Source organism: Cylindrospermum stagnale PCC 7417, assembly GCF_000317535.1.
Lineage (GTDB): Bacteria > Cyanobacteriota > Cyanobacteriia > Cyanobacteriales > Nostocaceae > Cylindrospermum > Cylindrospermum stagnale.
Genome location: NC_019757.1, coordinates 6023783 through 6039313 on the forward strand (window position 1 = coordinate 6023783; position 15531 = coordinate 6039313).

At 40.7% G+C, this 15531-nt stretch carries 12 protein-coding genes; 8 read left to right on the forward strand and 4 right to left on the reverse strand.

Translation table 11 applies throughout. The features are described from left to right. Nucleotides 1-38 precede the first annotated feature (38 nt). From CYLST_RS25345 to CYLST_RS25380, 8 genes are all read left to right on the forward strand, one after another. Nucleotides 39-1505 carry a M16 family metallopeptidase gene (locus tag CYLST_RS25345; protein WP_041233263.1) on the forward strand — a complete coding sequence of 489 codons (1467 nt, stop codon included), beginning with the start codon at nt 39-41 and terminating at the stop codon, nt 1503-1505. Between the two features lie 233 nt (nt 1506-1738). Then, on the forward strand, nt 1739-1981 hold the full coding sequence (locus CYLST_RS25350; protein WP_015210597.1) for a hypothetical protein: 243 nt from the start codon (nt 1739-1741) through the stop codon (nt 1979-1981). A 617-nt stretch (nt 1982-2598) separates the two neighbouring features. Next, nucleotides 2599-2871, forward strand: coding sequence for a hypothetical protein (locus tag CYLST_RS25355; protein ID WP_015210598.1), 273 nt, complete (start codon nt 2599-2601; stop codon nt 2869-2871). Between the two features lie 214 nt (nt 2872-3085). Further along, nucleotides 3086-3301, forward strand: a complete 216-nt coding sequence (locus CYLST_RS25360) for a hypothetical protein (RefSeq protein ID WP_015210599.1) — start codon at nt 3086-3088, stop codon at nt 3299-3301. A 153-nt stretch (nt 3302-3454) separates the two neighbouring features. Then, nucleotides 3455-4645: a phosphotransferase gene (locus CYLST_RS25365; protein WP_015210600.1), complete on the forward strand. Its 1191-nt coding sequence runs from the start codon at nt 3455-3457 to the stop codon at nt 4643-4645. A gap of 257 nt (nt 4646-4902) precedes the next feature. Further along, nucleotides 4903-6003, forward strand: coding sequence for a T3SS effector HopA1 family protein (locus CYLST_RS25370; protein ID WP_015210601.1), 1101 nt, complete (start codon nt 4903-4905; stop codon nt 6001-6003). A 47-nt stretch (nt 6004-6050) separates the two neighbouring features. Continuing rightward, nucleotides 6051-6344, forward strand: coding sequence for a HetP family heterocyst commitment protein (locus tag CYLST_RS25375; RefSeq protein ID WP_015210602.1), 294 nt, complete (start codon nt 6051-6053; stop codon nt 6342-6344). Nucleotides 6345-6376: 32 nt separating this feature from the next. Then, entirely contained in the window at nt 6377-7186 is an 810-nt protein-coding gene (locus CYLST_RS25380; RefSeq protein WP_015210603.1) for a peptidylprolyl isomerase, read from the forward strand. 275 nt (nt 7187-7461) lie between these two features. Here CYLST_RS25380 and CYLST_RS25385 read toward each other — a convergent pair whose 3' ends face one another. The 4 genes from CYLST_RS25385 to CYLST_RS25400 all read right to left on the reverse strand — a co-directional run bounded on the left by CYLST_RS25385 (nt 7462) and on the right by CYLST_RS25400 (nt 15510). Next, nucleotides 7462-8256 carry a peptidylprolyl isomerase gene (locus tag CYLST_RS25385; protein WP_015210604.1) on the reverse strand — a complete coding sequence of 265 codons (795 nt, stop codon included), beginning with the start codon at nt 8254-8256 and terminating at the stop codon, nt 7462-7464. Between the two features lie 404 nt (nt 8257-8660). Next, nucleotides 8661-8918, reverse strand: coding sequence for a hypothetical protein (locus CYLST_RS25390; protein ID WP_015210605.1), 258 nt, complete (start codon nt 8916-8918; stop codon nt 8661-8663). 1870 nt (nt 8919-10788) lie between these two features. Then, nucleotides 10789-12336 carry a beta-barrel domain-containing protein gene (locus tag CYLST_RS25395; RefSeq protein WP_015210607.1) on the reverse strand — a complete coding sequence of 516 codons (1548 nt, stop codon included), beginning with the start codon at nt 12334-12336 and terminating at the stop codon, nt 10789-10791. A gap of 117 nt (nt 12337-12453) precedes the next feature. Next, on the reverse strand, nt 12454-15510 hold the full coding sequence (locus CYLST_RS25400) for a peptidase domain-containing ABC transporter (RefSeq protein ID WP_015210608.1): 3057 nt from the start codon (nt 15508-15510) through the stop codon (nt 12454-12456). Between the last annotated feature and the right edge of the window lie 21 nt (nt 15511-15531).

The window sequence follows — 15531 nt, forward strand, 5'->3', positions numbered from 1 at the left end:
GGAAGAGGGATATGCTGAGGTTTAAGGGTAAGGGGCAGATGAAATTTAAAGTTCAATATGTATTGGTTGCGGCTTTTGCCTTTTTAGTTGTGACGTTTAACTTTTCGCTGGCGGCGGCGGCAGGGGCGAAGCATTACACGGAATTGCAGTTTGCAGCAGTACCGGAAATTAAGTTACCCAAGTATGAGCGGTTTGTGCTGCAAAACGGCTTGGTGGTGTATTTGATGGAAGATCATGAACTACCTTTGGTAAGTGGTACGGCGATTGTGCGTACAGGTTCCCGGTTAGAACCAGCTGATCAAGTCGGTTTGGCTAGCTTTACAGGTTCGGTAATGCGGACTGGGGGAACTCAAAAGCATTCCCCTGACGAGCTGAACGAGATATTGGAACAACGGGCGGCGGCGGTGGAAACTAGCATTAGTGAAGCTGCTGGTAGTGCTAGTTTTGAGGCGCTGAGTGAAGATTTAGAACCAGTGTTTGGGCTGTTTGCTGAGGTACTGCGATCGCCACTTTTCGCTCAAGAAAAGCTCGATTTGGCGAAGACGCAGGCTAGGGGTGGAATTGCCCGGCGTAATGACAGTCCAGATAATATTGCCGGTCGAGAATTTCGGAAATTGATTTATGGCAAAGCTAGTCCCTACGCGCGCACAATCGAGTATGAGACGGTGGAGAGAGTTAAACGTGAGGATTTGCTCAAGTTTTACCAGGAATATTTTCATCCCAATAATTTAATTTTGGGGATTATCGGAGATTTCGACGCCAAGAAAATGCGATCGCTCGTTCAAGCTGAGTTTGGCGACTGGAAACCCAACCCATCAATTCCTAAACCCCAGTTACCAGCAGTATCCCCAGCTAAAACCGGCGGTGTGTTTTTTGTCAATCAGCCACAACTGACTCAGAGTAATATTTTCATCGGTCATATCGGCGGAAAATTCGATAGTCCTGACTATCCAGCCTTGGATGTGTTGAATGGGGTGTTAAATGGTTTTGGCGGCCGCTTATTTAACGAAGTGCGATCGCGTCAAGGTTTAGCTTACTCTGTATACGGCTTCTGGAGTCCCCGCTTCGACTATCCCGGAATGTTCATCGCCGGTGGACAAACCCGATCTGATGCTACTGTGCAATTTATCAAAGCCTTGCAAGCAGAAATCAAGCGCATCCAAGCTCAAAAAGTCACACCCAAGGAATTAAACTTTGCCAAAGAATCTACACTCAATTCCTTTGTCTTCAATTTTCAAGACCCCAGCCAAACCTTGTCAAGGTTAATGCGATATGAATATTACGGCTACCCGGCTGACTTCCTGTTTCGCTATCAAAAAGCCGTAGCCACAACCACAGCGGCTGATGTCCAACGGGTAGCACAGCAATATCTCCAGCCAGAAAAGCTCGTAACTCTAGTGGTAGGGAATCAAAACGCCATTCAACCACCATTAACCCAGCTAGCCCCACAGGTAACACCAATAGATGTAACCATTCCCGGTTCAAAACCACAGGCGAAAAAGTAATGGGTGATGGGTGATGGGTGATGGGTAATGGGTAATAGTTTGTTCCCATCACCTTTTTTCCCAATTCTGAAAAAATCATCACCTTTACAGACAAAACTCCTTTACTTCTGTCTTTAAAATTAGGCCGAAAACATTGACTTTATCGAATCAAAGCTCAAAATATAAGAATAGGATTCTAAATTCCTATCTAGGGCTGTGTTACTCAATATCCCTGTATTGGGGAAGGTAAGTCAATGGTGAGTATAACAATATCTGACCTCTATCCTACTAAAGACGAACAGCTTCTCGATGAACTAAGCCATGATGAAATGAAGACTGTAGCGGGTGGTACAAGAAGAAGAAGAAGAAGAGGGTCAAATTCAGTCGATACAGAAGACGTAGCCACCGTCATCCAATCATTAGATGACCAGATCCAGCAAATGACGATCAACTTAAATGAAACATCTGCAAAACTACGAAGCCAACTCGGTATTTGAGCATACTTTTTTGTTAATTAAATATTCTCCTGGTTAAGGTGCGTTCTAAGTCTAGTAAAGATTAGAACGCATTTTTTTAGGCAAATTTTTCACTAAAAATACCTAACACCAATTTAAAAAATGATGGCGATAGATGGACAGACAAAACCCAGATAGACCAAGCAACTTCCAATCCAACATCTAAAATGCAAAATCTAAAATGGTATAACATAGCAATTTGCAGAGTAAAAATCAAAGCCTTTCTCCAAACGAGAAGCGCTAGATTAATTAATCCGCATTATATCTCGCTCTAAACGCTCTTTTAACCCACCTGAAAGCGAAAAAAGAGTATCAGGTAGTGACTTTCAACCTATAGATACAAAGAACTATTAAACCCAAATTTGATATTTAACCTTTATCAAGAAGCTTGGTATGAGTATTAATCAGAAAAAATGTAGCTTAAATTTTAAAATTCAAAAAAGACGTAACTCATTTATTTATGTCTTTTTAAACAGGTTTTTAGCCTTGACTTTCCTGTTTTTCATGAATAAAAATGGTGTTAACAGGTAAGCGAACCACAGCTTAACTGCCCGCAGATTCTACCTCACTGAAAAACAAGTAATTTAGGAAAAAAAATCATGGCAACTATCAAACTATCTGAACTACAAATCGCTGGTTCTGAACTGTTCCAAGATTCCGAAAGCTTTATCAACGAATTGAACGATGTAGCTTCCGTGTCTGTACATGGTGGCGGTCACGACAGCGGATTCTCAGATTATGGTCACTTTGGCGCTGACTTCGGCAAGAAGTACCTTGAGTACTTAGTCAACGGATATGCTGTCAGCACTATCAAGGAAATCGCTAAGTCCTACAGCGAAAGCGACGATAGCTACAGCAACGGTTACTACTAAATCTAATTGCTTAGTAGTGCACTACTAAGCTAAGTAGCTCTCTAGGGGTTAAAGGGAAAAAGTAACCAATGTGATCACCATCAGGTTTCTTAATTCCCAATAACCCCAGAAAGCTAGCAAAATTTAGTAATTGACCAAGAGTTGTCTGCTAGTTTGTAGTTCTTCGCTGCTGATTTGTTTTTGGCTATAAGTGTTTGTTGAGAAAATCAAATAAATGGCGAAAATTACAATTTCTGCTCTGCATCCTGCTGATTCGGAAACCTTTATCTACGACCTAAAAGATATAGATTCTCAGTCTATATTTGGTGGTAGAGATGATGTATTCTCTCCGGCGCTTGACTTTGGGGCTAAGTTTTTTGAATTTGTCATATCGATCTATGCTATCGACACTATTTCTTTGCTGGCTAAGTCTTTTAATACGACCAAGTAAATCTTTATATTTTCCAGATTATTAGATGACAAATTGACATGATGACCAAGAAGATGTTGTATGCGCTCGCTAGTTGGACAGTATCATGGTTTATCTACGGTTTATTGATTAACCAACAGCAACTTGTAACTACGCTCAAAAGCATCTGAACCTATGCGATTTATCTTAAGTTATCAAAATGTTTTTGACTACCTAATATCTCATGGAGTTATCACTCAAGAAGAGAAATTATTGAGTAATATTGAGCGAAAATCTGGTAAAAACTTTAACTTGTTAATCAGTTTGCCAAATGAGCGTCTACTCCTGATTAAGCAAGAAAGTTTAAACACAGAAGCAAAAATTAAGGGTGAGTTATTCGCAGAATGGCAAGTTAGGGATTTTTTGCAAAAATTTCCCGAAGTTAGGCATCTTCGCTCATCTTTTTCAGAAGCGATACATTTTGATGCAGAAAATTCCATCATAGTTTTCAACTATCTAAATGACTATCGCGATTTAGCAAATTTCTATGATACGGAAAATTCATTTCCTACTGAGATTGCCAGGGCAGTTGGTACAACTCTAGCATCAATTCATCGCCTAACTCTAGACCGTCAAGAGTATCGGGAATTTTTCCAAAATATTCAGAATGGATTAAGTCAAAAACCTCCTAACTTGGCTCGTGGATTAGATAGAATTTCTCCAGCAATTTTTGGTGCGATGCCTGCTGATGGTCTGAAATTCTTTACACTCTATCAACGTTACGATCAACTAGGAAAAGCGATCGCAGATTTGAACACAGCTTTCACTCCTTGTTGTCTGACCCATAATGACCTCAAGCTGAACAATATTCTTTTATCCTTAAATTGGGAAGCAGCAGTATACCAGGAATCCGGTGAGAGGATTATTCGATTGATAGACTGGGAACGCGGTGCTTGGGGAGATCCAGCTAATGACTTAGGCGCATTAATCGCCAGTTATCTGCAAATCTGGCTGTATAGCATAGTAGCCAGTAAAGCGATCGCCATTGAAGATTCTCTCCGTCTAGCCACCACCCCCCTGCAACTGCTTCAGCCTTCCATAGCTGCACTGGCTTCCGCTTATTTGGCACACTTCCCCGAAATCTTAGAACTTCGTCCTGATTTCTTGCAGCTAGTCGTGCAATTTGCCGGTTTAGCCTTAATTAGATCTATTCAAGCAAAACTCCAACACGAAAAAACCTTCGCTAATTCGGGTATCTGCATCCTCCAAGTTGCCAAGAGTTTACTGTGTCGTCCAGAAGCATCCATTTCCACAGTTTTTGGTATGGAAGCATCAGACCTCACTCCCACAAGCTTATCTCCTGCTTATACCAATTTTGGATTTTAGACTTTGGATTGTAGAGACGCTGCATGCAACGTCTCTACTGTTCCAGAAATCTCAAACAATACTACCTATCCCAATTTGGTATAAGAATTCAATCCGGTTCACATTAGGCTTAATCTCCCCTTTTTTTCAGGTGGGTTGGAGATAATTCTCACAACTCAACATCACAAACTGAACTGTATTTGCTCAGTATGTGCCATTTTGAAGGAAAGAATTTTGAATTTGTCTTTACCATCACCCCTGATTTATAGGCAAGACTTATGCAACTCTTAGACTCACAGCTAAATCAACTTTCAGATATTCCAGAGTCATTGCAGACATCACTACAAGATATCGTCACTCAAGTTCAAATTGAGTCCCATGATTATATTAAACATCCAAACTACAACCACGAAAAATTACCAGAGTCAGTAGTCTCTCGCTTTCAGCAATTGCCTTTAGAAATTCAGAATAAGCATTTGGTTCTGCTACTGCGTAGTCTTCTCTATAGCATCTATTATAACGGCTCCTGGCAATCTGCCCTCGCACCTGATGCCGAAGGAACCAATTTAGCCGCGAACCAAAATCTAGAAAATAATAGCTGGTTCGGTGTAGATTTAGCATTTTATGAGCGTTTGCATACCAGCAACAAAGGTACAGGCTACTGGAGTTATAATTGGCTGGTAGTCAAACAAGAAAAAGATGATACTTTGGCGGTGCAGAGGAACGGTTTGACTTTGCACATTGAGCGCGATATTCATCTACCGCCAGAAGATCAAGCTGCCACTGTTGGTAATTTAGTGGCGATCAAAATGCCTAAAAATTTAGTGCAAAACGCCTTTTATATGGCAATGTCTAATGCCTCTGCATCCCCTGATCAAAATCTTGTTCGCATCTACTTCAACGTCACTCCAGACGGTGCAGTATCAGTCATGGAAAGTTTAACAACTCTACTCAATGCCATGCCGATTTCCTTCTCATTTAAAGCACTAAACAACCCCTCAGATTATCGGCGCTACGACTCAGCAGTGCTTTATTTTGACAAAAATAACTATGAAGTTGTCCACCCCATCTTAGAGAGAATTTATACAGAAAACCAATCCCATTTTAATGAGCAAATACCTCTATTTACCAAGTTATTAGCACCTGGATTAGGTTGTGCCGAAGAACCAGACCAAAAATTTGCCGACAAAGAAAGTTTTGGTACTAATCGCTGTCAAATTGTTGCTCATGGTTTACTCGATGCTTGGCTACAAGGCAATGATACGCCAACAGGTCGAATGACATCAATTTTACAACAGTTCTCTTCACGCTCAATTAAATTAGCACGTCCTTACCTCAACCCTAATTCAAAAGATATCTACACCCCTTTAAATTTATGAACCTCAAAAATCTTCAGTCTGCTTAATCACTGCATTGAGGTAATGCTATGACACAAGAAAATTTTGAACTAAATGAACCATTAGACAAGATATTCAAGCCCGAAGAGTTCGAGCAGGTAGTCAAAGCCATTATCGGTGGTAAGTATTCCTGGGCTTGTTTTTTAATCCTTCATTTTGCTGGTTACAATCCTATAGATTTTATCCCCTACCGCACTTATATTAGATTACTCAAAAAAAACTGCCAAGTAGGTGGAGAAAAATTTTATGCGACTGAACATCGAAAATTAGAACCTTTATCAGCTTGGGTTCGACTAGGTGGTGATAAACATGGCTCAAACTAAAGGCTGATACTAAAACTCAATATCAAAAGGTTATGAAAGAAGAATTAGAATCAACCTCCACCTCAACAGCCATCCGCGACCAAGAAGAAGAACACTACAAGAAAACATTAACCTTGGTTCCAGTTCCTCCCGCAACTGATGCCGAAATCCTGGCATATCTGCGGCGTTCTGGAAAATTAACCGAAATTGCCGCTTTAGCTGAACGAGATGTCATAATTTTAACAATGTGCGAGCAATTGGGAATTACGATCTCTGATGCGGAATGGCAAGCAGCTGGAGATGCTTTTCGTCTAGAACGCCAACTCTGGGGAACATCAGAAACCTTGGCATGGTTAAAGCAGCAGCGCATCAGAATCCAAGAATGGTCACAAGGAATTAGAGTAGCTTTATTAGAGAAAAAGCTCAAAGAACATCTGTTCGGTGCAACTGTAGATAGCACTTATATCTCTAACCAACACAACTACAGACGGGTAGCGCTGTCACAGATTTTAGTTTTTGACCTGACAACTGCTGAGAAAATTGTGCAGACATTGCAAGCCGGAAGTGCTTCTTTCTGCGCTTTGGCATTAGAATATTCTCAGGGTAAACTATCTCAAGAAAACGGCGGTTTTGTAGGAATTCGCTGTTTAGTAGAACTTTTGCCAGAAATTGTGACAGCTATTACTGATGCCGAAGAAGGTGAAGTTATTGGACCAATTAAAACTAAACTAGGGTATCAGATTTTCCGAGTAGAAAAGTGGCTTTCCTCAGAATTAAATCAATCAGTCAGAGAACAAATTCTGGACATGATGTTTAAGGCTTGGCTAAATAATTTACAGAATTATACTGGTAATGGGGAATGAGAACATCATGCCACCGCTGCAAAGAATTTGGTATTTAGACACACCTGCTTTTTATCATTATTGTTGCTAAAGTTCCAGTTTTTATACACACAGTTTTTGAAGCACCGAGGAAATCTACTTTGTAGGAATTCTCGGTTTTATTATGGCACTCAATAAAAGGTCTGATTTGTGAGATAAATCTGAGACTAAAAAAATCTGCATTTTTATTTTTTAAACCACAGATATAGACATCTGTGGTTGATTTGTAAGGATATTGTTTTTTGCAATATCTTCAATTAAACATGGAGTTCATCCTGAGTTAACATATTTTTAGATGATTGAGAATTAGTATCCTCTGCTAGCTTGGCGACAATTTCTACTGTGGTGATTTGTTGCTTTAACCAATTTGTAAATAAATCTCCCATAATTTTCAGGCGCAGTTGTTCATCTAATTGGGGTTTAATGATTTCTTCAACCACAATTATATGCGCTCCTTTGGGTGTAATTATTGGCTTAAGAATCTGCGGGGGAGTAGCAGCAAAGACTACCGCTGCAATTTCTGGTCTAAAGTCGCTACGTGGTCGGATTCCCTGATATCCTCCAGCGCGACGGATTTCTGGATTTTGGATATATTGGCGGGCGATTTCTTGAAAGCTGATTTCGCCCTCTTGCAGAGCATAAAAAATTTCCAGCGCTAAGTCTTCATCATCGAATATAACTTCATAGGTAACTGCTCCGGTATAATCAAGTTGGTTCGCATAAAAAAAATGTTCAATTTTATCTGTAAATAAGTGATTTGCCAACTTTGTAGATAGTAGGTTAGCTAGGGCTATTTCTTCAAAATCATCTAGAGAAAGATGATGTTTCTCTAACCAGACCCACGTATCTTCTGCTTTGAGCAGTTTATTAGCTAATCGCAAGTTATCGGCTGCCTGTTGCAGCTCTTCTGTCTCGATTTTAATCCCTTCTTTTGCGGCTGTGTCGGAAATAATTTTTCTTGTGGCGATTGCTTCCAATAAAGTAGGAACTTGTCCAGAAAGTTTGATATAGTAAATAATCTCTTTGTTAGAGATGTTTAAAGTATTTGACATGATGGAATTCCTCCGATTACTCAACTATTGTGGATTAGTCATTCAAGCTGATTCACATAAATTAGTTGTGTATCTATCATATTTAGCTTAGATATTTTTTTCTTGTCTCTATCTAATGGTACTTTTAATATGTTAAATTAATATTTAATAAGGGAATTATAAATTTATAATACTGATTTTAAATATGTGCTATTGTTAACTTTAACTAAAAAAAACCTTAAAAAATATTTATAAACTATTATAATTCGTTATCTATATAAATCAGAACTTATTAATGACATTAACTTAATTTACTAACGATAATTCTAGAAAAAAATTGATTAATTTAATCAGAGGAAATGTGCATATAGATAGTAATATTTTAACGCACATTTCCAGGTTATCAAATATGAATTAGCACCTGATTAAATTACCAAATAGATAGTCATTCTTGAAAAGTCAACGGTAAAAATCTTGTTGTCATATAAACCAAATGGACTATGATATGTAGTTGATGTGTTATTCATACCATCATGAAAGGTGCTTAATGCGATATCAGGATCGTTACTCCACAAGGTCAGAATACCATTACCTGATATAGCATTTATTTGTTCTGAAGTTAGTTCATGTAAAAACGTCTTTTCGTCAATAGGATGTAAGTCGGTAATCACGATTGTAGTCATTGTCTGATTTTCCCTATTAGAAACTTAACAGTTTTGCCACCTTAGTGGAGCAAAATTGCCGACAAAATTATGTGAAAGATATGCCAAAATTAAAGCAATTGCACCGTCAATACTGCTTTTTGGGTCGGTTTATATGCTCATGTTTGGATAGTTGCCATCTAGTTCTGTACGGGTTTAGCTCTTTATTTGATGTGACTGAAGCCTCAAAAACTACCCCACTTTCTGAAATGACTACGTACTGATGTCACTCCGTCACGAAGTACTATAAGTTTTTGGCAACACAACTGAGTCAATTATCAATTACCAAGAACGGTACCAAACATAAGTTGACCTTGAATAGTCTACGGTGTTAATTTTATTATCATGGTAGTTGCCTGCACCTTCATATGTAGTTGATCTGCTATTCGTATCGCCATGAATAGTCAGTATCCGAGCATTGGGGTATTGATCTGATAATAAGCCGCCTAATATAGTCTTTGCTTGTGCTGGATATAGATCATATAAAAATGAATCTATATCAGTAGGATGTAAGTCCGAAATTACCAGCTTATCCATTGTTCTCTCTTCTGAATTAAGATTTAAGTTGACTCTTTCATTTTTACATTATTCATTCATTGCCCGTTGCAAAGTTTTCATTTAAAAGACATATTTTTTTTTAAAAGTCTTTATAAATCAATAGTTTCAGGTAGATTTTATTTTAGACCTAATTCAAGTAATTTTGTCTTGAATATGCTGTTTTTATAGGAGTTATATTTTCTATAAAAATCCAAAATAGATTAATATAAAAAATAGATGATAAAAAAATGCAATTATTTAAGAGGTTGTTGGAAAAGTTTTAGGCGAATATAATAGAGCCGGAGGCATCTTTCCCATCCTTTAAGTAATAAATTAGACTTTTTAAACATCCTCTAAGACCTAATTTAATGAATTTTGTCTCAGAGGATCTTTGATTCGTATCAAAATTGATCGAGATCCCCCAACCCACGCGCCACTTGAGCTTTTTTGAATTCAAAATTCACTAATAGAGCCTACGACTCCCGTAAGGGATACAAAATTCTGTTAGGAAGAGAAGAATGGAAATAATTTTGAATTAATTAATTCTGGAAGCCCCCGCCGCAATCAAAGATTATAGCGGTCAACAAGAAAGTGGTGAGTCCAGAGCTACCACTAATTGTCTTTTATTTTGAATTTTTAATACTTCGACAAGCTCAGTACAAGTTTTTAATTTTGAATTGGAGCGAAGCGACTTGACGGCAGTTGCTACAACTCTTTTAACCAGAGCAACGCACTGCCTCCTTTAAGCCGGGAAACCCTAGTCGAGCAGTGGCTCCCCATGAGCGACTGGCGTGGATTTAGGGGGATCTACGAGTGTTTGATTTATGATAAACAACTTTTCAGACATCCTCTCAAAAGCTGAGAATTTATCATGTTAATCACTAAACATAATGATTTTCCTACAAAAGAAAATCAAGCTTATTTTTAAATTCAAAAGGTGAATTAAGCAAAGTAGAAATTATTGATACAGCAGTCCTAGGTTCAGGGCAGTTTTGGCAGTAACCAGCAGCACAACACTACGCTTATTTGTCAAAAAAATTAATTTTTTTAACGCTGATTAAAGATGTGGAAACGCTAAAAGTAGGACAGACCAGTATGATCTACCCTACTTTTGATAGTCAAGATATATATTTTACATCACCTCAAATCTTGCACAGAGAGAAAGTCCATTAGAAATCGTAGAATTAGACAAATGTAGATTCGCCGAGGGACTTTGTTGAGTATGGGGATTATTTTGTGAGCGTGCCAGCGCTGAACCGTTAGGTCTGCGTAGCGTCTTGTCAGTTCGGTTTCTTTGAAAGAGGTAAGGAGTGGACTACAATTCTAGACCACCGCTTTGCAACTTCTTAAATGGATCTAAAATCAAGTCGATTACCCGACGCTGGCGGACAATCACTTCTGCTGTTGCTGTCTGACCAGGCGTTAAGAAAACGCGCTGATTGGCAGCTTGGATATAGGGCTGATCTAGGGTAATATCTAACTCATAGATTTCACGGCGATTTTGGTTATTTTCTTGAATTTTTGAGTCAGGTGAAATCCAGCTAACTCGCCCTTGTAGGACTCCATACTCTTGGAAGGGATAGGCATCAAATTTGATTTTGACTGGCATTCCCACCTTGACAAAACCACTTTGTTGACTAGGAATTTGCGCTTTGAGGATTAAGGCCGTGTTCTGGGGGGCAATTTGGGCAATCATTTGTCCTGGTTGGACGACAGATCCTGGTTTTTTAATGGGCAAGGCAAAAATCATGCCATCAATTGGCGATCGCACGACTCGTTGCTGTAACTGAAGCTGTAAGGATGTAATTTGACTCTTGGTTTGAGCAATATCCGATTCCAAGGTAGTTATTTGGTTTTGCAGGTCTTTGATCTGTTCTTCGCTTTTTAGCACCGCCAGTTTACCTGCTTGTACAGCGCTTTGATAGCTGCTTTGCTGCTCTTGCAAGCGCAGTTTTGCTAGTTCAATATCTGACTGAGCCTGACTCATCAGTGACTGATAGCGGTTCGACTCTTCTCTTAAGCGCAGATTGGCTAGTTGGATGTTGGATTGTGCTTCTTCTTGCAAGCGTAGGCTTTCTTCTGCGGTTTTTTCGAGTTCGACAACTTTAATTTCGGCAATTGCACCCTGCTGTAAAAGTTGGCGATAGCGTGTGACTTCTGTGGCATCTCTGCTCAAACGACTGTTGGCTAACCGCTGGCTAGTTCGGCTAGATTTGATATTCTGCTTTGCCTGATCTACTTGAGCTAGTTTTTCTAATTTTTGTAAGTTATAGGTACTCTGTTTAGCATCCAGGTTTTGTTGAGCCTGACTAACTTGTGACATTTTTTCCCATGCTTGGGATTGGTTTTGTTGCTCTTGGATGTTAATTGCCAGCATTACTTGGTTTTTGAGTAAATCCAGTTGCGATCGCCGATCAGCTAAACCTGCCAGCTTGGTTTGTGCCTGTTGCAGTTCGGTGCGTAAAACATTAGACTCCATTTCTACCAAAACCTGCCCGGCTTTGACGGTTGCACCTTCTGTAACATTGACAGCAATCACACTGCCAGTCACGGCACTATCTAATTTTTGTGTTGCTCCTTTGGGTTCTATGCGCCCCGTAGCACTTCCTGTTTCATCAACTTGGGCAAACATCGACCAAGGTAAGGCGATCGCGGCAAAGCTAATTAATAAATACAGCATTGAGCGCGTCCATACCCTCGGTAAGGCATCTAGCAGTTCCTCAGTACCGTAAAACCAATCATCGGACTTAGTTGTGGTCTGTGTCTGCTGCCCAAATACAGCAATAGATTCATCAATTACAGGTGGTTGCTCTGGCGATCGCTCGATCAGGGTGGATGATGACTGATTGGATGGGTGTGGCATAAATAATGGGTAATGGGTAATGGGTGATGGGTAATGGGTAATGGGTAATTGGTAATTGGTAATTGGTAATCCTTCTTCATCCCTAATCCCCAATACCCGTTACTCAATACCCGTTACTCAACCTGTTTGCGCTAACTGTTGCTGGTTGAGATAGAAATAATGACCTCGTTTGGAGATTAATTCCTCGTGAGTGCCGCTTTCCACTAAGAGTCCGCGATCTAACACTAAAATCAGGTCAGCATGACGCACCGTAGAAAGACGATGAGCAATAATCAGACTTGTCCGCCCTTGAAGAATTTTTTTGAGGTTAGTCTGAATAATCCGCTCAGATTCAGAATCTAGGTGACTTGTCGCTTCATCTAAAACCAATAGCCGGGGATTGCCTAACAACGCCCGCGCGATCGCTAAACGTTGGCGTTGTCCCCCAGAGAGCATCCCCCCACCTTCACCAATTTGGGTTTCGTAACCCATTGGCATGCGCTGAATAAATTCATCTGCTCCTGCCAGACGCGCCGCTTCTGTAATTTCTTCTAGAGTGGCTTCCGGATGAGCAATGCTGATGTTTTCGCGAATTGTCCCGCCAAACAAAAAGGTATCTTGATCGACAACCCCAATTTGCGATCGCAGCGAGCGCAAAGAAATACTAGTTACATCTTGATTGTCAATTAATACCTTCCCATCCGTCGGCGGATACAGACCCAAAATCAATTTAGAAAGAGTGGTTTTACCAGAACCACTACGCCCCACAACTGCTACAGTTTGCTCTGGCTTGACTTCAAAGCTCAGATTTTCCAGCACATTAATCTCACTTTCTGCGTGATAGCGGAAAGTGACATTATCAAAACTAATTTTACCGCGTAGCCTGGGTAAAGACTGACGTGGTTGATGCTCTAAATCTTCCTCAGGTTCTGCTTCCAAAATATCATTAATCCGCTCTGTAGAAATTACCACTTCCTGCAATTGATTCCACAGAACTATTAACCGCTGAAAAGGCTGAATCACATTACCTAACAACATATTGAAAGCAACTAACTGCCCAATTGTCAGTTGGTTTTGAATTACTAGCCACGCCCCAAACCACAGTAAACCTGTATTCGCTACAGATTGAATTGTGGCGCTAAGAATTTGTAATTGATTGCCAATTACCTGGCCACTAAAGCTTTTTTTCGTTAATGTATTCAGCAGTTCTTCCCAATGCCAGCGCACCGTCTGTTCAATAGCCATTGAGCGGATAGAAGCAACCCCTGTCAAAGCTTGAATCAGATAACTATTTTCATTGGCTCCAGCAGTAAAAACTTCGCGGTTAAGGCGGCGCAAAAAAGGTGTGGCAATAACTGCCAGCAGCAGATAAGGCGGTAAGATCATTAAAGTCAGCCAGGCCAATGCTGAACTGTACCAAAACATTAGCCCCAAATAGATAAATACTGTCAGCAAATCCAAACAAATAGATAGTGCTTCCCCGGTGAGGAAGCGCTGAATTTTTTGATTTTCTTGGACGCGAGAAACAATATCGCCAACGTAACGCGACTCAAAGAAAGAAAGAGGTAAACGAAAGGTATGTTTGATAAAACCTACCAACAGCGCTACGCCGATGCGGTTAGCTGTGTGATCTAGCAAATATTGCCGCAGTCCGTTGATCGCGATGCGAAACAACCCAAAAATCAGCAACCCAAAACCAACAGCGTTTAATGTCAGAACACTACCCTGAACAATTACTCTGTCTAATAAAAGTTGGGTAAATAGGGGTGTAACAAGTCCAAACACCTGAATCAACACCGAAGCAACAAACACTTCTAGCAACACCTGGGAGTGGGGTTTGACTAAATCAAACAACTGCCAGAATGGTGTATTTGCTTCTGGGGTTTCTTTGAGTGAGCTTGTGGGTTGCAATAACAACGCGTAACCAGTCCAACCAGCTTTGAATTCCCCAGCAGTCAGGGTGCATTGACCGATAGCGGGGTCGCCAACAATCACCCGTTTTTTGTTGATTTCGTAGACAACTATATAGTGTTTGCCTTGCCAATGCGCGATCGCAGGTAGGGGTTGTTGTGCCAATTTATCAAAGCTAGCTTTCACCGGACGGGTAGCAAAGCCGATGCTTTCTGCCGCTGATGTTAAACTCCGCATTGATGAACCGCTGCGGCTGACGTTGGCTAAATCCCGCAGCCGATTCACACTTAAGTTTTTGCCCCAATAGCGACTAATCATCACCAAGCAAGCTGCCCCACAGTCAGAAGCACTTTGTTGGGCAAAGAATGGATACCGCTTAGTAACACGTTGCCACCAATGACCCGCACTCACCTTAGGGTTGGGAAAGTAAGCTCGTCGTTTGTTTGGTTTTGGCTGTGGTGGTAGCGAGGGAGTTGCTTGGGGAAAGGGAATAATATTGCGCTTGACTTGGACATTTTGTTCGACAACAGCGGCGGTTTGGCGTTCACTAAAGTCGCTCAACTCTGCTAATTGCGGCCAGTGTTGCAGTGCTGTTTGCCAATCGCCATGACGCAAACTATAAGCGATCGTTGGTTGTGTCGCCTGCCAACTCCCCTGTTGAGGATTTACATAAATGTCTCCTGGTGTTAACGTCCGCCCGTCAGAGTATAGTAGTTCACCCCGACGTAGCAGCCAGAGCTTGGTATCTTTGGTGAGTTTGGCATTGAGAGAACCACTTTCAAGATTGTGGCGCTCAAATAGGGATAGTGCTTTGAACATCGACTCGGCGGAGCCATTTTGCGGCAATCGGGAGTTTTGGCAACATAACAGCAGTGCATCCCAAAGTTCTGCCCTGGTGAGCAGGCGTAAGCGAATATTGCTAGATGAGCTAAATAGTTCTTGCAACACCTCTTGGTGAAGATAGCAGAGCTTTAAATTCGCAGAAGCTCTGGCAACATAGGGAATGAAATTCTCTTCGGGAAACAGCGTCAACTCGCCAAATGATGCCCCTGGCGAAAGGGTAGTGATTAAGTTATTAGAGCTATCCAGCAGTCTAACTTTACCCGCAAGCACGAGATAAAGTCCCGGATTCGCTGCTGTTGCTTGCCAAAACTGTTTGGCTACCGGTGGTTCAACAATTTCTACTGCTTTGACACAGATGTCTTTTTCCCTGTTTGACAACGACTCACCCAAGAGTTGGGCGAGTTGTTCAGCCAAATGTTGTGGGGAAAACGCTTTTTGCATTTCCTTACCTCCAAAACACTA